The organism is Microbacterium pollutisoli (assembly GCF_053586795.1).
Genome location: NZ_JBNYWT010000002.1, coordinates 211737 through 233280 on the forward strand (window position 1 = coordinate 211737; position 21544 = coordinate 233280).

General features: G+C 66.4%; 23 protein-coding genes. 13 read left to right on the forward strand and 10 right to left on the reverse strand.

All coding sequences use genetic code 11. The annotated features are described in order from the left end of the window. Positions 1 to 11: 11 nt before the first annotated feature. Positions 12 to 623, reverse strand: coding sequence for a TetR/AcrR family transcriptional regulator (locus ACQ143_RS05795; protein WP_449569759.1), 612 nt, complete (start codon positions 621 to 623; stop codon positions 12 to 14). A 116-nt stretch (positions 624 to 739) separates the two neighbouring features. Here ACQ143_RS05795 and ACQ143_RS05800 point away from each other — a divergent pair, with 116 nt between their 5' ends. After that, positions 740 to 2341: an AMP-binding protein gene (locus tag ACQ143_RS05800; protein ID WP_449569760.1), complete on the forward strand. Its 1602-nt coding sequence runs from the start codon at positions 740 to 742 to the stop codon at positions 2339 to 2341. A 52-nt stretch (positions 2342 to 2393) separates the two neighbouring features. Here the strand turns inward: ACQ143_RS05800 and ACQ143_RS05805 are convergent, their stop codons facing one another. Together ACQ143_RS05805 and ACQ143_RS05810 are read right to left on the reverse strand one after the other, a co-directional pair. Then, positions 2394 to 3614: an acetyl-CoA C-acetyltransferase gene (locus ACQ143_RS05805; protein ID WP_449569761.1), complete on the reverse strand. Its 1221-nt coding sequence runs from the start codon at positions 3612 to 3614 to the stop codon at positions 2394 to 2396. After that, on the reverse strand, positions 3611 to 4429 hold the full coding sequence (locus ACQ143_RS05810) for an SDR family oxidoreductase (RefSeq protein ID WP_449569762.1): 819 nt from the start codon (positions 4427 to 4429) through the stop codon (positions 3611 to 3613). The genes ACQ143_RS05805 and ACQ143_RS05810 overlap by 4 nt, the downstream gene beginning before the upstream one ends. A 74-nt stretch (positions 4430 to 4503) precedes the next feature. Here ACQ143_RS05810 and ACQ143_RS05815 point away from each other — a divergent pair, with 74 nt between their 5' ends. From ACQ143_RS05815 to ACQ143_RS05825, 3 genes are read left to right on the forward strand one after another with little or no spacing between them, the layout of a single operon-like run. Next, the gene (locus ACQ143_RS05815) at positions 4504 to 5337 is read left to right on the forward strand and encodes an SDR family NAD(P)-dependent oxidoreductase (protein ID WP_449569763.1); all 834 of its coding nucleotides are present in this window, start codon (positions 4504 to 4506) and stop codon (positions 5335 to 5337) included. A 5-nt stretch (positions 5338 to 5342) separates the two neighbouring features. Then, on the forward strand, positions 5343 to 5873 hold the full coding sequence (locus ACQ143_RS05820) for a nuclear transport factor 2 family protein (protein ID WP_449570136.1): 531 nt from the start codon (positions 5343 to 5345) through the stop codon (positions 5871 to 5873). Next, complete coding sequence (locus tag ACQ143_RS05825) at positions 5870 to 6346, forward strand: nuclear transport factor 2 family protein (protein ID WP_449569764.1); 477 nt, start codon at positions 5870 to 5872, stop codon at positions 6344 to 6346. Before ACQ143_RS05820 ends, ACQ143_RS05825 begins: the two co-directional genes overlap by 4 nt. A gap of 66 nt (positions 6347 to 6412) precedes the next feature. Here the strand turns inward: ACQ143_RS05825 and ACQ143_RS05830 are convergent, their stop codons facing one another. The 4 genes from ACQ143_RS05830 to ACQ143_RS05845 all read right to left on the reverse strand — a co-directional run bounded on the left by ACQ143_RS05830 (position 6413) and on the right by ACQ143_RS05845 (position 11128). After that, on the reverse strand, positions 6413 to 7132 hold the full coding sequence (locus tag ACQ143_RS05830; RefSeq protein WP_449569765.1) for an ABC transporter ATP-binding protein: 720 nt from the start codon (positions 7130 to 7132) through the stop codon (positions 6413 to 6415). Then, on the reverse strand, positions 7125 to 8942 hold the full coding sequence (locus tag ACQ143_RS05835; RefSeq protein ID WP_449570137.1) for a branched-chain amino acid ABC transporter ATP-binding protein/permease: 1818 nt from the start codon (positions 8940 to 8942) through the stop codon (positions 7125 to 7127). Before ACQ143_RS05835 ends, ACQ143_RS05830 begins: the two co-directional genes overlap by 8 nt. Positions 8943 to 8947: 5 nt before the next feature. Further along, on the reverse strand, positions 8948 to 9805 hold the full coding sequence (locus tag ACQ143_RS05840) for a branched-chain amino acid ABC transporter permease (protein WP_449569766.1): 858 nt from the start codon (positions 9803 to 9805) through the stop codon (positions 8948 to 8950). 99 nt (positions 9806 to 9904) lie between these two features. Further along, entirely contained in the window at positions 9905 to 11128 is a 1224-nt protein-coding gene (locus ACQ143_RS05845; protein WP_449569767.1) for an ABC transporter substrate-binding protein, read from the reverse strand. A 128-nt stretch (positions 11129 to 11256) separates the two neighbouring features. On the opposite strand from ACQ143_RS05845, the gene ACQ143_RS05850 reads away from it, so the two are divergent. Then, positions 11257 to 12033 carry an SDR family NAD(P)-dependent oxidoreductase gene (locus tag ACQ143_RS05850; RefSeq protein WP_449569768.1) on the forward strand — a complete coding sequence of 259 codons (777 nt, stop codon included), beginning with the start codon at positions 11257 to 11259 and terminating at the stop codon, positions 12031 to 12033. Positions 12034 to 12043: 10 nt separating this feature from the next. Here the strand turns inward: ACQ143_RS05850 and ACQ143_RS05855 are convergent, their stop codons facing one another. Further along, on the reverse strand, positions 12044 to 12616 hold the full coding sequence (locus ACQ143_RS05855) for a PadR family transcriptional regulator (RefSeq protein ID WP_449569769.1): 573 nt from the start codon (positions 12614 to 12616) through the stop codon (positions 12044 to 12046). 89 nt (positions 12617 to 12705) lie between these two features. On the opposite strand from ACQ143_RS05855, the gene ACQ143_RS05860 reads away from it, so the two are divergent. From ACQ143_RS05860 to ACQ143_RS05895, 8 genes are read left to right on the forward strand one after another with little or no spacing between them, the layout of a single operon-like run. After that, positions 12706 to 13632 carry an alpha/beta hydrolase gene (locus ACQ143_RS05860; RefSeq protein ID WP_449569770.1) on the forward strand — a complete coding sequence of 309 codons (927 nt, stop codon included), beginning with the start codon at positions 12706 to 12708 and terminating at the stop codon, positions 13630 to 13632. Then, positions 13629 to 15230 carry a flavin-containing monooxygenase gene (locus ACQ143_RS05865; RefSeq protein WP_449569771.1) on the forward strand — a complete coding sequence of 534 codons (1602 nt, stop codon included), beginning with the start codon at positions 13629 to 13631 and terminating at the stop codon, positions 15228 to 15230. Before ACQ143_RS05860 ends, ACQ143_RS05865 begins: the two co-directional genes overlap by 4 nt. Before the next feature lie 55 nt (positions 15231 to 15285). Beyond that, positions 15286 to 16191, forward strand: coding sequence for a TIGR03619 family F420-dependent LLM class oxidoreductase (locus tag ACQ143_RS05870; RefSeq protein WP_449569772.1), 906 nt, complete (start codon positions 15286 to 15288; stop codon positions 16189 to 16191). Between the two features lie 55 nt (positions 16192 to 16246). Next, positions 16247 to 16990: an SDR family NAD(P)-dependent oxidoreductase gene (locus ACQ143_RS05875; RefSeq protein WP_449569773.1), complete on the forward strand. Its 744-nt coding sequence runs from the start codon at positions 16247 to 16249 to the stop codon at positions 16988 to 16990. After that, positions 16987 to 17448 (forward strand): acyl-CoA thioesterase, encoded by a 462-nt coding sequence (locus tag ACQ143_RS05880; RefSeq protein ID WP_449569774.1) that lies wholly within the window; start codon positions 16987 to 16989, stop codon positions 17446 to 17448. The genes ACQ143_RS05875 and ACQ143_RS05880 overlap by 4 nt, the downstream gene beginning before the upstream one ends. Next, positions 17445 to 17900, forward strand: a complete 456-nt coding sequence (locus ACQ143_RS05885) for a nuclear transport factor 2 family protein (protein WP_449569775.1) — start codon at positions 17445 to 17447, stop codon at positions 17898 to 17900. Before ACQ143_RS05880 ends, ACQ143_RS05885 begins: the two co-directional genes overlap by 4 nt. A 32-nt stretch (positions 17901 to 17932) precedes the next feature. Further along, positions 17933 to 19297 (forward strand): MFS transporter, encoded by a 1365-nt coding sequence (locus tag ACQ143_RS05890; protein WP_449569776.1) that lies wholly within the window; start codon positions 17933 to 17935, stop codon positions 19295 to 19297. Further along, positions 19294 to 20454 (forward strand): NADH:flavin oxidoreductase/NADH oxidase, encoded by a 1161-nt coding sequence (locus ACQ143_RS05895; protein ID WP_449569777.1) that lies wholly within the window; start codon positions 19294 to 19296, stop codon positions 20452 to 20454. The genes ACQ143_RS05890 and ACQ143_RS05895 overlap by 4 nt, the downstream gene beginning before the upstream one ends. Here ACQ143_RS05895 and ACQ143_RS05900 read toward each other — a convergent pair. Together ACQ143_RS05900 and ACQ143_RS05905 are read right to left on the reverse strand one after the other, a co-directional pair. Continuing rightward, positions 20435 to 20905: a nuclear transport factor 2 family protein gene (locus ACQ143_RS05900; RefSeq protein WP_449569778.1), complete on the reverse strand. Its 471-nt coding sequence runs from the start codon at positions 20903 to 20905 to the stop codon at positions 20435 to 20437. The genes ACQ143_RS05895 and ACQ143_RS05900 overlap by 20 nt on opposite strands. Beyond that, entirely contained in the window at positions 20890 to 21477 is a 588-nt protein-coding gene (locus ACQ143_RS05905; protein ID WP_449569779.1) for a hypothetical protein, read from the reverse strand. The genes ACQ143_RS05900 and ACQ143_RS05905 overlap by 16 nt, the downstream gene beginning before the upstream one ends. Positions 21478 to 21544 lie beyond the last annotated feature (67 nt).

Here is a 21544-nt window from a genome sequence, read left to right on the forward strand (position 1 = left end):
GCGTCGCGCGCTCAATCCGTGAGGAGACCGCCGTGCAGCAGGTCGAGGAAGTTGTCCGTGAGGCTGGACGCCGTGTGCCCACGCCCGGGGCGGTACCACGCCACGGTCGACCACACAGCGTCACGAATGAATCGGTAGGCGATCGCCGCATCGATCGAATCACGGAAGGCTCCACTGGCCTGGCCGTCCACGATCTGCGTCAGCCAGATAGCTTCGATCTTCTCGCTGTGCTCCCCCAGGAACTCGAATCCGGGCTGACGGCCCAGGAACGACAACTCGTTCTGGTAGAGGCCGACGGCATCTGGCTGACTCTCGATGGTGGCGAAGGCGTGCGCGATCAGCTTGTCGAGCGTTTCTCGCGGACCTTCACTTGCGGCGACGATCTCCTCGAAGCGGCCGAGCAGGCCCGACATGAAACTGCGCAGGATCTCCTGCAGGATCGCCTCTTTGGACGAGAAGTGGTGGTACAGGCTGCCGGAGAGGATCCCCGCTTCATCAGCGATGTCACGCACCGTCGTGGCAGAGTACCCACGACGGGCGATCAGTCGGGCCGCGATCGAGAGGATCTGTTCGCGGCGCTCAGAGCTGTGCTCCTGGCGTCCCCCACGTGCAGTCGTTGCCATGTCTGCTCCTTCGGCGAATCTCTTACTGACACAAGCGCTTGTTCAAGTCTGCCGTACCGGAGCAAGTTCCCGAAACGCACGGCCGGAGTGTACGCATGTTACTGGAAAGGAAAACCATGACCGTCTCGGAAGCCACGACCGTCCCCGCCCTCCTCGCGGAGATGGCGACGCTCGGCGACCACCCGGCGATCGTCGAGGGCGACGTGGTGATCAGCTACGCCGACCTGCACCAGCGTGTGCGCGACGTCGCCGGCGCCTACCTGGCTCACGGCATCGCACCGGGAGACCGCATCGGCGTGTGGGCCCCGAACCGACACGAGTTCATCCTGGCCATGCTCGGCGCACAGTATGCCGGGATCGCTGTCGTTCCCCTGAACACGCGGTACACCGGGCAGGAGGCGGCCGAGATCCTGGCCCGTTCCCGCGCGACCGCTCTGGTGCTCGCAGACGGGTTCCTCGGCAAGTCGTACAGCGGCCAACTGCGCTCAGCTGCCGCCGAGCGAAGCACTGAGGGTGCGCCGATCACCGGCCTGCCGCACCTTCGCACCGTCGTCTCACTGGATGGCGAGAGCACAGAAGGCGTGTTGTCGTGGACGGACTTCCTCGCGCGGTCCTCCGCCGTCACGGGCGCCCAGATCGACGAGGTCGCAGCCGCGGTCACCATGGACGACATCATGGACGTGCTCTTCACCTCGGGCACGACCGGCGTACCGAAGGGTGTGCTCAGCGCACACCGGCAGACGCTCTCGGTCGCACGCGCATGGGCGCTGGGCGCGCGGTTGACCCGGGAGGATCGCTACGCCGTCGTCAACCCCTTCTTCCATGGCTTCGGCTACAAGGCCGGCATGATCACCTCGCTCATGGCGGGCACGACGATCTATCCGGTGGCGGTGTTCGACTCCGACTCGTTGCTCGAACTGGTGCAGTCTGCGCGCATCAGCGTGCTACCCGGCGTGCCGACGATCTTCACCTCTCTGATCGACCACCCGCGCCTCCGGGAATACGACCTGTCCTCGCTGCGGTTCGCGATCGCCGGAGCCACGGCCGCTCCCGCGACTCTGTTCCACGACATGGTGAACGTGCTCGGATTCGAGAGCGTCGCCCAAGCGTACGGGCTCACCGAGTGCGTGGTCGCCACAATGTCGCGTCCCGGGGAGTCCCTCGCACACACCGCGGAGACCACCGGTCCGGCGGTCGAGGGCGTCGAGATCCGCGTCGTGGACGAGAACGGTGCGGACGCCGGTGTCGATACCGACGGTGAGGTCCTCCTTCGTGGACCCAGCGTCATGCTGGGCTATTTCGAAGACAAGGCGGCCACTGACGCAGTGATCGACGCCGAGGGCTGGTTCCACACCGGCGATGTCGGCCGACTTGACGAACACGGCTGCCTCAAGATCACCGACCGACTCAAGGACATGTTCATCGTCGGCGGATTCAACGTCTACCCGGCGGAGGTCGAGAACGCTTTGCGCAGGCATCCCGCCGTCAACGAGTCCGCCGTCATCGGTGTCGATGATGATCGTCTCGGCACGGTCGGACGCGCCTATGTGCTGTTGCTGCACAACGCGGACCCCCGCCCGCACGCGGCCGACCTCGAAGCCTTCTGCCGCACACAGCTCGCGAATTTCAAAGTGCCTCGCGAGTTCGTCTTCGTGGAAGACTTCCCCCGCAATGCCACCGGGAAGATCCTGAAGGCCGAACTGCGCGGCATGGCCTGAGACGACGCAGGGCCCCGTCACTCCGACGGGGCCCTGCGCGTGCGCTCTGGGCTCAGCTGAGCCGCTCGAGCACCATAGCCATGCCTTGACCACCGGCGGTGCACATGGTCTCGACCGCAAACTGCTCGTCACGTTCACGCAAGGCGTTCAACAAGGTCGTCGTGATGCGCGCACCCGTCATGCCGTAGGGGTGACCCAGGGCGATCGCACCGCCGTTCACGTTCACCTTCTCGGGATCGATGCCGATGTCCTCGATCGACGGCACGACCTGCGCCGCGAACGCCTCGTTGATCTCGAGGATGTCGATGTCTCCGATCCCCATCCCCGCGTTGGCGAGTGCGCGTTGCACGGCCTGCACGGGCCCGAGCCCCATGATCTCCGGGGAGAGCGCCGAGACGCCGGTGGACACGATGCGGGCGAGGGGCGTGAGGCCGAGCTCGGCGGCGCGGGTGTCGCTCATGATGACCAGAGCTGCCGCACCGTCGTTGAGCGGGCAGCAGTTCGCCGCCGTGACCGTGCCGTGCGGCCGGAACACCGGCTGCATGCCGCTGATGCCCTCCAGGGTGACGCCCGCGCGCGGGCCGTCGTCCCCGTCCACCACCGTACCGTCGGGAAGCGTGACCGGTGTGATGTCCTTCGCGAAGAAGCCGCGGGTGATTGCCGCCTCAGCGCGGTTCTGGCTGAGGACGGCCCATTCGTCTTGTGTGCGACGAGACACCCCTCGGAAGGACGCCACGTTCTCCGCCGTGTCACCCATTGAGATGTATATGTCGGCGAGTTCGCCGCTCTCGCGCGGGTCAGACCATACGAACGACGCGTCCTGGGCCTGCCGCTCCGTGCGTTCGGCAGCGGCCGCCCAGCGGGGGTTCTTCGTGTCCGGCATCCCGTCGGCTTTGCCCAAGCCGAACTGCGAGACAGCTTCGACGCCGGCGGAGATGAACACGTCGCCTTCCCCGGCTTTGATCGCGTGGAACGCCATCCGGGTGGTCTGCAACGATGAGGCGCAGTAGCGGTTGACGGTGGTGCCGGGCACGGAGTCCCAGCCGAGCTGCAGCGCGAGCATGCGCCCGATGTTGTACCCCTGGGGACCCGCAGGCTGGGCGCACCCGACCATGAGGTCGACGACCTCGCGCGGGTCGAAGCCTGGCACCGCGTTGACCGCCGCGGCGATCATCTGGACGGCGAGGTCGTCGGCGCGCATGTCTTTGAGGCTGCCCTTGAAGGCGCGGCCGATGGGCGATCGGGCCGCTGAGACGATGACTGCTTCGGTCATGATGAGTGTCCTCCGATGGTGACGACGCGGTCCGCTTGCTGCACGATGTCCGCGTTGGGTGTGTGGCTGAGGAATGCGGGCCATTCGCCGCCGCCGTCGACGGGCACAACGGCTCCCGTGACATGCGCGGCGAGGGGTGAGGCGAGCATGACGCAGACCTCGCCGAGCTCGCGCGGCGAGGCCAGACGTCCCCGGGGTATCGTGCGGGCGACCGCCGCATACTGCTCTGGGGTGCCGTAGTGATCGACCGCGCTCTCGGTGGCGACCAGCCCGCTGCTGACGGCGTTCACGCGGATCTCGGGAGCCCATTCGACCGCCAGACTTCGGGTCAGGCTCTCGAGCGCGGCCTTCGCCGCCCCGTACATCGCTGTGCCGGGGCTCGGTCGGCGCGCGCTGATGGAGGTGATGTTGATCACGTTCCCCGATGAGGCGCGCAGGGCCTCGTAGGAAGCCCTCGTCGCGACCGCGGCGGAGAGGAAATTGATCTCGGTGATCGCCTGGTAGTAGCGGGGCGACCCAGCCTCGAACCGGCCGAAGGGAGATCCCCCGACATTGTTCACGAGCACATCGAGCCTGGCGTGCCGATCGACGATGTCGGCGATCCATGCCTGGTTCCGATCCGCGTCGCGTACGTCCACAGCCGAAAATCGTGCCGCACGCCCCTCCCGCTCCGGGAGCGAGTCGGGTTCACTCCGCCCACAGAACTCCACGTCGGCACCCGCGTCGAGAAATGCCTCGATCACTCCACGGCCCACGCCACGACCGCCTCCGGTCACCGCGACCACTTGGCCCGTGAGATCCAAGACCAGACTCATGTCGCCTCCTCTGCGTCTCGACGCTTCTCTGCGTCAGCCTGTTCATGCTACCAACCAAATGCTAGGTTTGTTCCATGGGTGTTGCAGAGAACGCTCCCGCGCGGACGCGCACAGTGGTTGTGACCGGCGGCGCACAGGGCATCGGCGGCGGGATCAGCCGCCGGCTCGCTGCGGATGGCGACCACGTCGTGGTCGTCGACGTCGATGCAGCTGCCACCGAACGCGCCCTCACCGAGATCACCGCTGCCGGAGGGCGGGGCACAGCGCTGATCGGCGACATCACCGACGAGGGCACGGTCGCGCGACTGCGCGAGCTCGTAGAACGCGACTTCGGCCACGCCGATGTGCTCGTCAACAACGTAGGCGACTTCCGCCCGGCGAAATCGTTCTTCGCGAAGAGCCCACCGGAGCAGTGGCGCCGACTGCACGAGCTCAATCTCTGGCATGTGTTCACCGTCACGCACGCGCTTCTGCCCGGCATGATCGCCGCCGGGGGCGGCGTGATCGTCAACGTGTCCACCGTGGAGGCGTTCCGCGGCATCCCCGGTCACGCGGTGTACTCCGCGTACAACGCAGGCGTATCGGCGTTCACGAAGAGTCTGGCTGTCGAGCTGGGCCCATCGGGCATCCGGGTCAACGCGATCGCGCCCGATCTGGCAGACACCCCCCAGACCAGCGCAGAACTCATGCTCGCAGGGCGGGACCCCGCGTTGCTGCGGTCGTGGCTTCCGCTCGGTCGCTTCGGTCGCCCGGAAGACTTCGGTGGGGTCGTCGCGTTCCTGGCGTCCGACGACGCCGCATTCGTCACCGGCCACACGATTCCCGTCGACGGTGGAACGCTCGCGGCGTCCGGCTGGTATGGAAAGGCCGCCGGGCGAGGGTGGACGAACATGCCCGATCACGCGTGAAGACTGTGCCCGCCCTCCAGGACCGTCAGCGGATCCACGATCTTGTACTGCGCTACTGCTCCGCCGTGGACCGCGCTGACTACACCGCTGTTCGGGCCGTCTACGCTCACGACGGCGTCGACCACCACACAGGCTTCTCCGGTCCGGCGGATGAGTTCGTGGCGTGGCTGCGCATGCGCACCGCCCGGTTCGAGGGCACGATGCACCTGGTGGGCAATCACCTCGTCGAACTCTACGGAGACCACGCGTTCGCCGAGACGTACGGCACCGCCGTGCACTGGGGCATTCCGCGCGACGACCCGGCCGTGAACTTCACCAGCGGCTTCCGGTATCTCGACCATCTGCGACGGGAACCCGAAGGTTGGCGCATCGTCGAGCGTACTGCCGTGCGCGAGTGGACACGCTCGGATGCCGGCCGGATCCGCGATCCCGAAGGCGAGGGTCCGCGCGGCTACCGCGGACCCGAAGACCCGCTCGTCCACTGTCGTGAGCGCGTCCGTCGCGCGAGCGGCCTCATGAAAGAGGAGTACTCATGAATCAGCGCATCGAAGAGCGCCTGCGGGCGGTGGAGGACAGGCTGGAGATCATCGAGCTGGAGGCGACCTATGCCCGCTCATTCGACGAGCACGACGGAGCCACCTGGAGTTCGCTGTTCACTGTGGATGGCATCTACCAGTCGCGCCCAGTGGGCGACGCGCCTCCGCTGACCTTCGTGCAGGGCACACGCGCCCTCGACGAGTACTGCCGTGATGCGCCGTTCGACGGCATCCACTTCCTGCACCTGCCACAACTGACCGTCGAGGGAGACTCGGCCGCGGCGCGCATCCACCTCGAATTCCACGGCTCATGGAGCGGGGATGACGGCGCTCCACGATTGGCCATGCATGGGCTGTATGACGTCACGTACCTTCGAGTCGACGGACGCTGGCGCATCGCGCACCGCGTGACGACCGCCTTCAGCCGCGAGCAGCACACGGTCATCGGCTACCCGAGGATCCCCGGCATCTGAAAACGCCGGCGCCCCGAGAACGCAGAAGAGGGGCGAGTCGCAACTCACCCCTCTTCTGGCTTCTCGTCAGGCGACGGCGCCGAAGTACGCCTTCTGCAGGTCGTCGATCGTGATGTCGGCCGCCGCACCATGCAGGGTGGTCCTACCCATCTCGATGACCGAAACCTGATCGGCGATCGCCACGGATTCCTGCACAGCCTGCTCGACGAGCAGAATACCGATGCCCGTGGCTTTCAACTCGTGCACGCGCTCCATCACCTCTTTGACGATCACCGGGGCCAGCCCCTGACTCGGTTCGTCCAGGATGAGCAAGCGGGGCTTGGCCATCAGGGCTTGGCCGATAGCCAGCATCTGCTGTTGACCGCCTGACATACTCGCTGCCGGGAGCAAGCGCTTGCTGCCGAGAACCGGGAACAACTGGTAGATCTCGTGCACCGAATCAACCAACGCACGCTTGCTCAATCCGCGCGAGAATCCGCCCAGCAACAGGTTCTGCTCGATCGTCAGCTCACGGAATACCTTCTTGCCCTCTTGCACGTATGAGATGCCACGGGCGACGCGCTTGTGCGGGGCATCGGTCAAGGGCTGTCCCAAGTACGACAAGGTGCCACCGGAAACCTTGTTCAGCCCGGTGATGGCTCGCAAGGTCGTGGTCTTGCCGGCACCGTTGCGGCCGAGTAGCACCGTGATTTCACCGGATCGCACCGAAATCGACACGTCACGCACCACGGTCAGGTCACCATAGCCGGTCTTCAGCCCCGACACGTCAAGAAGTAGTTCACTCATCGTCACCCGCTCCTGCCACACTCGCCTCCGGGCTGACCCCGAGGTACTCTTCCATGACTCGCGGATTGCTCTCGATCTCGTCGGAATTCCCGTGCGCCATCACCGTGCCCTGCGCGAGTACATAGATGTCGTCGGCGATGCGGAGCACGAGCTGGAAGTTGTGCTCCACGAGGATGACGGTCATCCCCGCGTCACGCAACCGCACGACCAGTTGCTCCAGTATCTCGAGTTCGTCCTCGTCCAGGCCGGAAGCGACCTCGTCCAGCAAGACGACCTTGGGCGAGCTGACGAGGCTGCGGGCGACTTCGAGGAGTCGCCTGTTGCCCAGCGGCAGCGAGTCGGCCATTTCGTCGCGCTGCGCGCTGAGTCCGACGAGCGCCAGGGCCCGCTCTGCCTGCTCTCGGTCTTCCCGCAACCCCTTCCAATACGACGGCAGGCGCAGCACCGACGCGAACACACTGGCGCGGTCGGCCGCGTAGCGACCCGCCTGCACGGCTTCGAGCACCGTGAGCTTCTCAGGGATATTCGGGGTCTGGAAGGTGCGCGAGACACCCTGACGCGCGACCTCATATGAAGGAAGCCCCTGGATGGCCCGACCATCAAGCGTTATCGACCCGGCGTCTGCGCGGTAGAAGCCCGAGATCATGTTGAGCAGGGTCGTTTTCCCCGACCCATTCGGGCCGATGATCGCGGTAACCGCTCCCGGCTTCGCCTCGATCGACACCTTGGACAGCGCCTGGTTGCCGCCGAAGGCCTTCGACACGCCTTCAGTCCGCAGCAGTGCGCCCTCGAGCTTGTCGATCTCAGCGGGGGCCGTGGCCACCGCCACCGGGCCCGCCTTCGCCTTGGCCGCATGATCAGCCTTACGGACCAGGTTACGCAGCAACCCGGACAGACCACCGGTGAATGCGACACCTCCGATGAGCAGGAAGGCGCCCGAGATGATCAAACCGAACTGGCTGAAGTTCGTCGACTGGTTCATGCCGAACTGCAGGACCGTCGCACCGATCAGGGCGCCGTAGATGCTGGCGGAGCCCCCGAAGATCGAAGCAGCCAAGACCGTCATCGCAAAGGAGAACGCGAATGCCTCGGGCGAGATGAACAGATCGAGGTTCGCGAACAGCGCCCCGGCGATGCCCGCCGGCACGGCTCCCATCGCGTAGGCGGTGAGCTTGGCCCGGAAGACTGAGATCCCCATCGACGAAGCCAGCACCGGGCTCTGTTTCAGGACCCGCAGTGCAGTGCCGTGGCCTGAGACGACCATGTTGCGCATCAACGCGAAGACCACGATCGTGACACCGACGATGATCAGGTAGTACGTGCGGCCGTCGATGAGCTGCCCGAACGATGTCGGGGGCATGATGCCGGCGAGCCCGTTGCGGCCTCCGGTCTCGGCCTTGAAGATCGAAAGCACGTCCGGCACCAGCAGGATGAGGAAGAACGACGTCATCGCCAGCGACCAGCTGCCTAGACGCAGTCCGGGAATCCCTGAGATGAGACCGACCACCAGAGCGACTCCGGCGCCGACGAGGATCTGCAGCCAGATGTCAGTGAGACCAGCCTTGTTGGCCAAGCCTGCGGCATAGGCACCTGCGGCGTACATGGCCACCTGGCCCATCGCCAGCTCCCCGGCGAATCCGAGCGACAGGTTGAGCCCCACCACGATGAGGGCGAGCAGCAGAGTCAGCTCGATCTGTCGAGTCACGCTATAGCTGAGCCCGAGGAACGGGAGCGCCAGCAGCACGGCCCCCACGATGGCGGGCCAGATCCACCCGGGAACGGCGCGCAGCCGCAGCCAGAGATTCGCCATGTTGTTCACACCGCCCGTTCCATACGACGGGTGAAAAGTCCCGTCGGCTTGACCATCAGGATCACGATGAGGATGAGGAAGACCGTCAGACCAGCGAAGTCCGCACCGATATAGCGGGTCGCGAGGGCCTCGGCGAGGCCGACGATCAGGCCCCCCACCAGCACGCCCCACAGCGAACCGAAACCGCCGATCGCGAGCACGACGAAGCCCTTGAGAGCAAGCGATGCACCGAGGGTGGCCACCGCGTACGTCTTGGGCCCCACGAAGATGCCGAGGAATCCGGCGAGCACGCCGGTGAAGACGAACGCGATCAGCGCGAACCGACGAACGTTCACGCCGCGCAGCTGTGCAGCTTCGGCGTTCTCGCTCATCCCCAGCAGCGCGATGCCCGTCATACTGCGCTTCGCGTACTGCGTGAGCATCACGACGATGACGATCACCAGCACGACCAGCGCCAGCTCGACGGGGTACACACGGCCGCCGAGGAACTCGAGGACCTGGTCGCCCATGAAGAACGGCACACGCTTCGGCTCGCCACCCCAAATGACCTGGGCGACACCCTCCATGATGATGGAAGCGCCGAGCGTGGTCACCAGCAGATTGTGCGGGTCCTTGACGGGGCGGATCGCGATGCGCTCCTCGAGCGCAGCGATCGCGCCGACGATGATGGCGGCGGCGATGCCGACAAGCCACCACGGCAGGCCCCAAACGACGATGCCGACGTATGCCACGAATGAGCCGAGCATCATGAGCGCGGCCTGCGCGAAGTTGAACGTCTTCTGCGACAGGAAGACGATGTTGTACCCGATCGCCACAAGCGCGTAGATCGCGCCGAGGGCGAGACCGGACCAGATGATCGTCATTGAGGTCGGGTTCCTTCCATCACATCTTTGTATCGGTGCACCGGCGGCTCGGATCTGACTGATCCGAGCCGCCGGTCACAGTCGAGGCATCCGCCTCGGTCAGGGCTGGAACTGCCCGTTGACGAGCTCGCCCGGAGGAATGAACGCGAACTGGTCGGGGGTCACGTGCGGGCTGTGCTCCTCGGCGGTGAACGCGTAGTTGCTGAGGATCGCCGTCTCGGCGGCCTTCTGCACCGCGGGGTCGGTCAACGCGGCGACAAGCGCGTCAGCGTCGTCGATTCCGCCGGCCTTTTCGGCAGCGGCCTTGAACAGCAGGGCGGCGTCGTAGTTGTACGCCAGGATCAGCGACGACTTGATGTCACCGGCGGCGATCATGCGCTCGACAGCCTCATTGACTTTCGTGTCGTCGGGGTTGTACTGCGTGCTCGTGTAGACCTGCATCGTCAGGTTCTTCACCTGGTCCGTGCCGAGCACACCCTCCGGCGCCGGAGTCGCGATGAGCCCAGTTGCCGACACCGACGTGTTACCCATGACGGGAACGTCCCACCCGAGCTTCTCGAGGCTCTGCAGCACGTATCCGAGGGGCGCACCGTACGCGTCGAGGACCAGAACCTCCGGATCGCCCGCCTTGAGCGCCGAGAGCTGCGCGGTCATGTCGAGCGCCGCGTTGTCGAAGCCCTCATTGCCGGTGACGGTGAAACCGGCCTCGGTGAACGCCTTCTCGCCGTCGGCGCCGAACAACTCACCGTAGGCGCTGGAGCCGTGCAGGATCGCCACATCCTGGTAGCCGCGGTCCTTCATCTCTGCCACGAATGAGGCGAGGTAGTCCGGCACAGACGCGCTCAGGTCGAAGCTGTACGGGTTGACGGACGGGTCGCCGGAACCGGCGGTCGGACCGATGTTGAACGAGACGATCTCGTTCTGCGTCATGATCGGCAGCATAGCCTCGGTGATGGTCGAGGGGCCCGAGTTCATGACCAGCGCGGGCTTGCCTTCGGTGGCGATGAACTCACGCAGCTTGGTGACGGCAACCGTCGGGTCGGCGTTGTCCTCGAGGTGCGTGATCTCGACCTCGCGGCCGAGAATTCCTCCCTTGTCGTTCACTGCGTCGACAGACGCCAGGGCCGCCGTGACGGCAGTCGTGGCATTGTCGGCGAGAATGCCTTCAGCACCCAACCCGCCCAGGACGACGATCTGGATCGGCTCATCGGCCGATCCTTCTTCGCCGTTCGACGCGGGAGTGCTGTCTCCTGCGCAACCGGCGAGCACCATCGTCGATACGACGATCCCGGCGGCAGTTGCCGCGAGCCTCTTGAATCGCATATCCGAACCTCTCTTCATTGAGTGAGCGACCAAACGCTTGCTTAGTTAATCACACTCTCCCGTGTTGAGCAACGACCAACCGGTCAATTGCTTGGTATGCCTTACGGATGCCTGTTATGTTCCGGGACATGGACATCTCGCACACCGCTCCGATCGACTCGTTCCGCGGCCTTCCGGGTATCGCCGTCGTGACGGGAGGCAGCGGCGGCATCGGATCCGCGGTAGCTCGTCGACTGGCCTCCGAGGGAGTCCGTGTGGCGCTCACGTACCGCTCGACACCGCCGGACGAGGTGCTGAACGAACTCGGGGCCGGCGCGGAGGCACATCAGCTGGACGTTCGCACCGACGACGTCGCGGCGCTCGCCCGTGATCTCCTCGCCCGCCACGGCGCCGTGCACACCGTGGTGCACGCCGCCGGCCCACACGTACCGATGGTGCATCTGTCAAAGGTCGGCGTCGACCAGTTCGCCCGCCAGATCGACGACGACCTGGTCGGATTCTTCTCGGTCGCCTCGGCGTTCCTGCCTGCCCTGCGCGCAAGTTCAGGCTCGCTCACCGTCGTGACGAGCGCGGCGACGCGGCGATACCCGGTCCGCGATGGGCTCTCGGCCGCACCCAAGGGCGGCATCGAAGCACTCGCACGCGGCCTTGCGGCAGAGGAAGGACGTTTCGGGGTACGCGTGAACTGCGTCGGCCCTGGGATGCTGTGGGACGGGATGTCCGCGCGCCTGATGGCATCCGGCGATCTCGACGAGCGGGCGCTCGATGCCGCCATGGCGAATATCCCCTTGCGTCGCTTCGGCATCGCCGACGACATCGCCGAGGCAGTGGTGTTCCTCGCGTCTCCGCGGGCAGGATTCATCACCGGACAGAAACTCGATGTCGACGGCGGTTTCGGAATCTAGAAATGCATGATCACATGTCGGCAAGGCGTGCGATCAGCCAGTCGATGCGCGCTGCCTCATCACGGTAGAAGCGCTCCGACCACTCCAGCGCCACACTCGAGAACCGCCAGGAATCCTCCCGCCTCGCTCCGACGGCATGCGCGACCGCCGCGTCCGCCTTCCGTAACGCGTGCTCGCGATAGTCGGCGAGCGCGAGCCGCAGTCGATCGAGGTCACCATTGTGGGCCGCCCACAGCCGAAGGATGTGAGAGTGCTTGAGCACGACGGGTTCAGCGGGAAGCTCGTCGAACCAGCCGCGAATGCTGTGGACCCCATGCTCCGTGATCTCGTACAGTCGACGACTGCGCGCCTCGTGGGTCTGCTCGACGCGCGACTGGGCGAGTCCGAGACGCTCTAGCCGCCGCAGTTCGGCGTAGATCTGACTCTGCGACGGGGCCCAGTAGAAGAACGCCAGACTCTGATCTGCCCAGCGCTTGACGTCGTACCCGGACAGTTCCGTACCGAACGACAGGATTCCCAGGACCGCCCAACTGGTCGAGGGAAGGTCATGGATGCCGGATGGGACCGACTCGTCGATGCTCACTTGACCTCCTCCACAAATCGTGACATATTCCACACCGTAATATGACTATTAGTCATATCGTAGTGCCGCGAAAGATCGAAGGAGATCCCATGACCGAGACCGCGCGCATGCTTGAACTGCTGAACCGGACCTTCCCCGATCTCGCGGCGATGGCACCGGCCGAGGCGCGCGCCGCCGCGGATTCACGCATTCGGCCCGCGATGAATCTCGACGACGTCGCGCGCGTGGACGACGCACGTGCGGCCGTCGGTTCCACTGCCGTTCCGGTGCGCGTCTACCACCCTCACACACGTCGCGAGGACGCTCCGGTGACCGTGTACGCACACGGTGGGGGATTCCTGCACGGCTCTGTCGCGGGCCATGACGGGTTCTGTCGCCGCTGGTCGCGGCACACGCAATCGGTGGTCATCTCAGTGGAGTACCGAGTCGCGACCGAGGCCGAACCGCCGGCAGCGCGTGAGGACATGGTCACCGCCATCACTTGGGCCCGGGCAGAGGGCTTCGCCGGGAACGGGGTGCTCGTCGCCGGGGACAGCGCAGGCGCGAATCTTGCCGCAGGGGCCGCAATCGCGCTCCACGATCGAGGGCGCAGCCCGGTCGTCGGCCAGGTACTGCTGTACCCGTTCCTCGATCCGCGAATGTCGAGCGCCAGTCACCGCACGCGCGGCAGCGGATACTTCGTCACTTCGCGCCTGCTCGACTACTACTGGCGAACGTACCTGCGTGATCGCACAGATCCTTTCACCCCCGAGGTCACCCCGCTGGCGGTCACCGACCTGCAGGGCCTGCCACCCGCCGTCATCGTCACCGCCGGGCTGGATCCGCTGTGCGATGAGGGCAGGACTTTTGCTGAGCGCCTGCGCACCGACGGCGTACCCGTTCTCCAACGCCACTATCCGGATCAGTTCCACGGCTTCGTCACCATCCCCGGATACGGCCCCGCGGAAGCCGCCTGCGACGTGCTCTGGGCGGACGTCCAACACCTGACCACCTCCCCGAAGAAGGAGCACCGATGACCACCCCAGAGCATGACCTCATCATTGTCGGCGCCGGCTTTGCCGGCATGTACACCGCCATCCACGCGGAGCACGCCGGCCTCGATATCTTGGGGCTGGAAGCCGGGGATGACGTCGGCGGGACCTGGTACTGGAACCGGTACCCTGGCGCGCGTTGCGATGTGGAGAGCATCGACTACTCCTACTCGTTCGACGATGACCTGCAGCGCGAGTGGCGCTGGACGGAGCGTTACGCGACACAGCCCGAAATCCTCCGGTACCTCAACCATGTCGCCGACCGCTTCGACGTGCGTCGACACTTCCGGTTCGGCGAGCGCGTCGCATCCGCTGTCTGGGATGAAGTCGCGCAACTCTGGCAAGTGGTCACCGAATCGGGGATGATGGTATCCGCACGCTGGCTGGTGATGGCGACAGGCGGACTGTCGAAGCCTCAACTCCCCGACATCACGGGCCGCGACCTGTTCGCAGGCCAGGTCCTGCAAACTTCGGCATGGCCGAAGGACCCGGTCGATCTGAGCGGCAAGCGGGTCGCGGTGATCGGCACCGGTTCGTCCGGGGTGCAGGCCATTCCATTGATTGCCGACGCGGCCGCCGAGTTGGTCGTCTACCAGCGCAGCGCCAACTACAGCGTGCCGGCCTTCAACCGTCCCATTACGGACGATGAGTGGGCCTGCCAGCAGGCAGACCTCGCGGTACGACGGTCACTGTCATGGAACAGCACCGCCGGGTCTCCCTGGACCAGCCACCCGACCCCGTTCGCCGAAGCCGATGAAGCGCTGCGCGAGGCGGTGTTCGAGGAGAGCTGGACCCGCGGCGGCGTGCTGTTCGCGAAGGCCTTCCAAGGCCTCACCGTGGACCCCGAGATCAACGACGCGGCACGTGTGTTCTTCGAGCGCAAGCTCGCCGAGAAGGTCGTCGATCCCGCGGTGCGCGCGGTACTCACGCCACGGGACCACCCCATCGGAACGAAGCGCATCTGCACGGACAGCGGCTACTACGAGGTATACAACCGCCCGCAGGTCGAACTCGTCGATCTGCGGGCCGAGCCGATCGAAGAAGTGACCGCGTCCGGCATCCGCACCTCCGCGCGCATGCGCGAGCACGATGTGATCGTCTACGCCACCGGCTTCGACGCCATGACCGGTGCCCTCACTGCCATCGACATCCGGGGTCGAGACGGGAGATCCCTGCGCGAGGACTGGCGGGACCTGCCGTGCACATACCTCGGTGTCGCTCTGCCCGGCTACCCCAACCTGCTCGTGCTGAACGGCCCCGGCAGCCCCAGCGTGCTCTCGAACATGGCGCTCACGTCGGAACAACAGGGCGATTATGCGCTGCGACTCATCCACCACTGCCGACAGCACGGGTACACATCCGTCGAGGCGCGACGGGACGCTGCCGATGATTGGACCGCCCACGGGCTGGAACTGGCGGGAAACACCCTGTTCGGCGATGCTCCGTCGTGGTACACCGGCGCCAACATCGTCGGGAAGGCGCGGGGATTCCTTCCCTACATCGGCGGCTTCAAGACGTACATCGATCACTGCGAGAACGTCGCCGCCGACGACTATCGCGGGTTCATCCTGAGCCGTCGTTGAAGGTCCGACCCGCGCCCCATCTCCCCCCGCGCACTGAACAAGGAACCGATGCATCATGCCCGCTGCGATGACCAGACGGCGCCTCGCCCTCAATCTCATGTCGTCCGAGCGACTGGGCGACGGCTCGTTCTCCGCGATTCTCGACAACGCACGTCTTGCCGATGAAATGGGCGTCGACGTCCTGGTGCTGCCGGATCACCTCGCCATCCACGAAACGGCGCACGCGGAGCGGGAGGGCTTCCCACACGCGTTGCACGCACAGTGGTTCGAGCCGCTCACGGCTTTGGCCGCCATCGCAGCCGCGACGAAGCGGTCGCGGCTGGGCACCAACGTCCTGGTCGCGCCCCTCCGCCCGGCGGTGCTGCTTGCGAAGCAGATCGCCACCGTGGATGCGATCTCGGGCGGCCGCCTGGAGTTGGCCCTCGGCGTCGGCTGGCAACGGCAAGAGTACGACGCCGCTGAACGCGACTTCGACAGACGATTCGGGATGCTCGAGGAGCAGATCGAAGCGTGCAGAGCACTGTGGCGCGGTGGGCCTGCGGAGCACCACGGCCCTCGACTCGACTTCGACGGGATCCACAGCTACCCGCTACCACCCCACGGCCCTGATCTGCCCATCTCGCTCGGCATCAAGCTGACTCCGGTAGGCATCGAGAGAGTCACCCGCCTCGCGCAAGGCTGGAGTCCGCCCCCGATGCCGACGGACGAGTTCGCCGAATCCGTCGCTCGCCTGCATGCGGCAAGCCCGATGGGGAAGCGCCTCCGCGTCACCGCGGCGGTGACTCTGCACCCGGAGAGTGCCCGTCACGGCGATGACGGGGTCGTTCACCCGCTGGCAGAGGCCGTCAGTCTTTGGGAAGCGGGAGCGGACACCGTCATCGTCCACCCACTCGCGTTCTGCGACTCGACGGAGGAACTCGGCACCTTCCTGCACCCGCTGCTGGAGGCGCGGGCAGGATGAGCACGCCAGGGCCTACTATGCTTCAAACAAGCAAACGCTTGGGCAAAGGAGCATCATGGGCACGACGGATCTCGGATTCAACCATGGCGATGTGGTGCTGGTCACCGGCGCCGGCAGCGGAATCGGGAGGGCGACGGCCCTTCGCGCAGGGCAATTGGGTCTTGCGGTGAGCCTCTGGGATCTCAATCCGAACGGCCTACAGGAGACCGCTGCAATGGCCCGCGACGTCGCACCGGCTGTGCACACCTGGGTCGCCGACGTATCGGACGACGACGCCGTGACCGCTGGGTTCGTCGACGCAGGGAAGACGCTCGGCAGGATCCGCTACCTGCACAACAACGCCGGCCCTGCCTCCAGCGCGGACATCCCGTTCGATCGGGCAGTCCAGATCTGCGTTGGCAGCGTCCGCCGCATGACCGACGCCTGGGCGGCCGCTGGCCCCGGCGAGGGAGCCGCGATGGTCGCGACGACGTCTGTTGCCGGCAATCTCGTCGGCACCGACAACGCGTGGTACTCGGCCTCGAAGGCGGCGATCATGGGCTATGTGCGCCACCTCGCCGCACATCGGGCATCCGAATTCCGCTCCAACGGCGTGGCGCCGGGCATGACCGACACACCGCGCCTCACCGGCTTCGCGGGGAGCAGCACGGGCCAGCGGGTGCTGCAGCGCATCCCGCTGAAGCGCATGGCGACACCCGATGACATCGCCTGGGCCACGCTTTTCCTCCTCTCCCCCCTCGCCGGTTACATCAACGGAGTGTTCCTGCCCGTGGACGGCGGTTGGACAGTGACGCAATGACCACCCCTCCTATCGCGTCCGTCGACGGCGCGGCCCGCGGAGTGATCCACTCCCACACGGTGCGCCTCAGTTACGGCGACACCGACCCCGCCGGCATCCTGTACTACGCCGCGTGGTTCCCGAAGATGGAGGCGCTCCAGTCGGAGTTCCTGTTTCTGCAGGGCATGCGTCAGGACACCCTTGTCGAGCAATTCGGCTGGTGGACCGTGTCACGCGCGACCGAGTGTGAGTACCTGGCCGCCGCGCGGCTGTTCGACCAGATCCGAATCGACCTGCGTGTGGGCCGAATCGGCGCCAGTTCGTTCCGCTTCGAGTTCGCGATGACGCGTGTTGACGACAACGTGCTCGTCGCACGCGCCGCGAACACCGTCGTCACCGTCTCCCCGGACCAGCGCCCCATCCGCATCCCGGACGGACTACGGGCACGCCTGGAGCAGTGGGCGGAGGGGGCAGAGTGACGACCGCCACACTGCGCGCGCTCGCCGACCACCAGGCGATCGCGACCCTGCTGGCTCGGATCGCCCACTTGGCCGACGAGGGCTCGCCCGCCGAATATGTCGGCTGTTTCACGCCGGAGGCGATATGGCATCTGACGGATGCCACGGGTCTCCCGCTCGACGTGCAACGGGTCGAGGGCCGCGCCGCACTGCTGGCCGGTGTGCATGTTCGCCGTGCTGCGGGCATCCAAGGGCCGGGGTCGAACACCCGTCACGACGTGTCGAGCATCGCCATTGAAGTCGACGGCGACACCGCGGTGTCCCGCGCCTACTTCCGCTACTACCGTGACACGCACGACATCCCCACTCTGGCGGCGATGGGTGTCTACGACGACACGTTCGTGCGCACGCCCGAGGGCTGGCGCCTGCAACGCCGTGTCATAACTCGCGGCGGTTCGCTCGAGACGCGATAGCAGTGGCGTCGGAACAGGAGAAACTCGAGCGCGTGATCGTCGGCACCCTCGCCGGATGCGGGGTCTTGACGTCGCTGCAATTCACGTTCATCGTCCCCGTACTCCCGCTGATCCCCGAGCTGCTCTCCACTCGTGCGGCCGACGCCTCCTGGCTGGTCACCATCACACTTCTCGTTGGAGTGGTGGGCACCCCCGTGATGACCCGACTCGCCGATACGCACGGCCGCCGCCGCATGCTTCTGGCATCCATGGCCCTCCTCGTCATCGGATCCCTCATCGCCATCGTGCCCGTCTTTCCCGCAGTCCTCGTCGGGCGCGCACTTCAGGGTTTCGGCACGGCGGTCGTCCCCATCGGCATCGCACTTCTGAGCTCACTGGTCTCTCGCCGTCGCGCCACCATCGGCATCGCCCTGATGAGCGGGACGCTCGGAATCGGTTCGACCCTCGGCCTCACCCTCGCCGGCCCTCTCGTCGAATGGGGCGGACTCGCCGCGATATTCGTGTGCACCGCTCTCATCGGCGCATTCTTCTGCGCCCTCGTTCGCATGCGCATCCCTGAGCCGCCTGTGCGCAGGGGTGCAACGCTCGACGCGCTGGGCGCCCTCCTGCTCGCAATCGGCCTCACTCCCCTGCTGTTGGTCATCTCGCGGGGACACGAATGGGGTTGGACCAGTGTCCACACGCTCGTGCTGCTCGCCGTCGCCGCGCTGGCGCTTCCGGTGTGGTTGCGCTGGGAGCGACGGCACCCACGTCCCTTGATAGACGTGCGCACGGCCATGCGCTCGCCGATCGCCCCCATCAATGTCGCGTCCTTCTTCGCGACGTTCGGCATGTACGCCAACCACCTGTTGACCTCGCAAGAGGCGCTCGCTCCGGCCGCCACCGGATACGGCCTGACGATGCCACCGGCCGCCGCCGGCCTCTTCCTGGCGCCCTCGGCGCTCGCGATGATTGCGCTGGCGCCCGTCGCGGCGCGCGTCATCAATCGATTCGGTGGACGAATCGCACTCATGGCCGGTGCCGGCATCATGACCGCGGCCTTCGCCCTCCGCATCGTCCTGCACGACGACCCGACCTCGGTCGCGATCGGCTCCGCGCTCGTCGGCGTCGGCGTCGCGTTCGCGTTCGCCGCCATGCCCTCACTTATCACCGCGGCTACCCCACGGGAGGACGTCGCAGCGGCCAACGGCATCAACTCGGTGGTGCGCACCTTCTCAGGCGGGGTCGCCGCCGCAATGTTCGCATTCGCGATCTCGGTCGCCCCGGCCGAGGCGGACGCCGCCTTCCTGTCCCACCTCGCATTGCGCGTGTCGTTCGCCTTCACAGCCCTGTGCGGCCTGACGACGGTGATCATCGCCGCATTGATCCGCCTCCCCCGCCATAAGGAGCTCGCATGACGCTGTTTTCCCCCCTCACCGTGCGCGATGTCACGCTGCCCAACCGCATCGGCGTCTCGCCGATGTGTATGTATTCATCCGTCGAGGGCGAGGTCACCGACTTCCACGTCGCGCATCTCGGCCGGTTCGCTCTCGGTGGCGCGGGGCTGGTGATCGCCGAGGCGACGGCCATCGACCCCGTCGGACGGATCTCACCGTTCGATGCCGGCATCTGGGACGATGCGCACATCCCCGGTTGGCGCCGGGTCGCCGCTCTCGTGCACGCCGCAGGCGCCGTGCCCGGCATCCAGCTCGGGCATGCCGGACGGCGTGCCGCCGTCCGTGAACCATGGCGTGCCGGTGCACCGCTCGACGAGGCCGACGCGGCTGCAGGAGCAGGGCCGTGGCCGCTCGTGGCACCATCGGCGATCGCTGCCGGTCCGGGCCATCAGCTGCCGGCCGAGATGTCCGTCTCCGACATCGCACGGTCAGTGCAGCAATGGCACGACGCCGCCGTGCGCGCCGTGCGCGCCGGGTTCCGATTCATCGAGCTTCACGGCGCGCACGGATACCTGCTGCATTCATTCCTCTCCCCCGTATCGAACCGGCGCACCGACGCATACGGCGGGAACTCGGAGAACCGGATGCGCTATCCGCTCGAGGTCGTCGCCGCGGTCCGGGATGCGGTGGGTTCGGCCATCCCGTTGTCCTACCGGATCTCGTCGGTGGACGGTGCCGCAAGAGGCTTGGGCATCGATGACACGGTCCAGGTTTCCCGCGGTCTGGCGGCTGCCGGTGTGGACATCATCGACACATCGTCGGGCGGCATCACCACCGATCGATCGTCGGACACCCGGGTGCGCCGGGGCTTCGCGTTCCACGCTGACTTCTCCCGCCGCATCCGTTCCGAGGCCGACGTGCTGGCAGCGACGGTCGGCTTTGTCGTCGATCCGCAGCAGGCTCAGCTCCTCGTCGAGCGCCACGACGCGGATCTCGTGCTTCTCGGACGTGAGATGCTCGACAACCCGAATTGGGCGCACCACGCCCGGATCGCTCTCGGCGATGACAGCTACAACACGTGGGACGTGCGGTTCGGCAGTGCGGTCGGACCCCGCGCCCGCACACTCGCTCGCCTGGCGGAGGCCGGGGAAACCCCGCTCAGCCGTTTCGGCGCCTGAGCAGTTCCCGCGCGGCCTCCGCACCGTCGAGCAGGCGGTTCACCCGGCGACGGACACGCCACCCGTCGACCGTGCGCACAAGCTCCCACCGATTGGCGCTGACGCGTTCCCCGATCCATCGTTCGCCGTCGTGCAGCAGGACCACCGAGTGCGTGACGGCCGTGGCGGTGTTGTCGTCGATCTCGATCCGTGGAGCGGAGAGCACGTGCGCACACCCCTGTCGCATGTACCCGACGTGGCTCGGGTAGTCGACGATGCTGCGGATGCCGTCGGCATCGAGCACAGTCTCGTCGAACTGGTAAGTACCGTCCGATGTCCACATCTCGCCCACCGCGCCACCGTCGCCGGAGTCGACTGCCGGGCCGTAACGCGCGATCAGGTCGGCGATCTCCGCCCGGTCCTCGAGGGCGCGCAGCCGGCGTTCCAGCTCAGCGCTCACCAGTCCTGCCATGGGATGATCGTCGACACCGGCGCCGAGAGCACGATCTCTCCGGGGCCCAGCGGGAATCGTGATTCCACCGCACGCAGGTGCGGGGTGACGACCGCCGGGTCGTCCTCGAGATAGACCAGCCGAATGCGCTGGCTGCCGGGGGCCTCGGCTGGCGTAGGGTCGAACGGCAGGGAGGAGTGGCGTTGCGGGTGACTGAACGAGAAGGTCCACACGCCGGCGACGCCGGGGACCTCGAGCAGCGCGGGAATGATCTCCTGGTCTTCCCGTCGGTGCGCCTCATGCACGTCACCGCTGTGCGGATCATCGAAGCGGCTCACAGTGACATGCACACCCTGGTTCGGACGGTACGGGAGCACCTCGGGTGACACGAGCGCACCTGGCGTCACATAGCCCTTGACCGGTTTGAAGAAAGCGAGCATCGGCCGGCGGATGCCCGGGATGAGCGGCCCGCGGCCCCATTGAAACGATGCTTCCCCGAGTGCGTCCCATGCCGCCACGGACTGCTCGACGGGGTCACGGAACCAATACATCGCCACGAAGTCGACCTCGCCCGCCAGGGTGCCTTCACGCATGGCTACCGTCTCAGGCCGCATCTCCCACCGGTCACCCCACGCGACACCCGGCAGGGCCAGGTTCTCG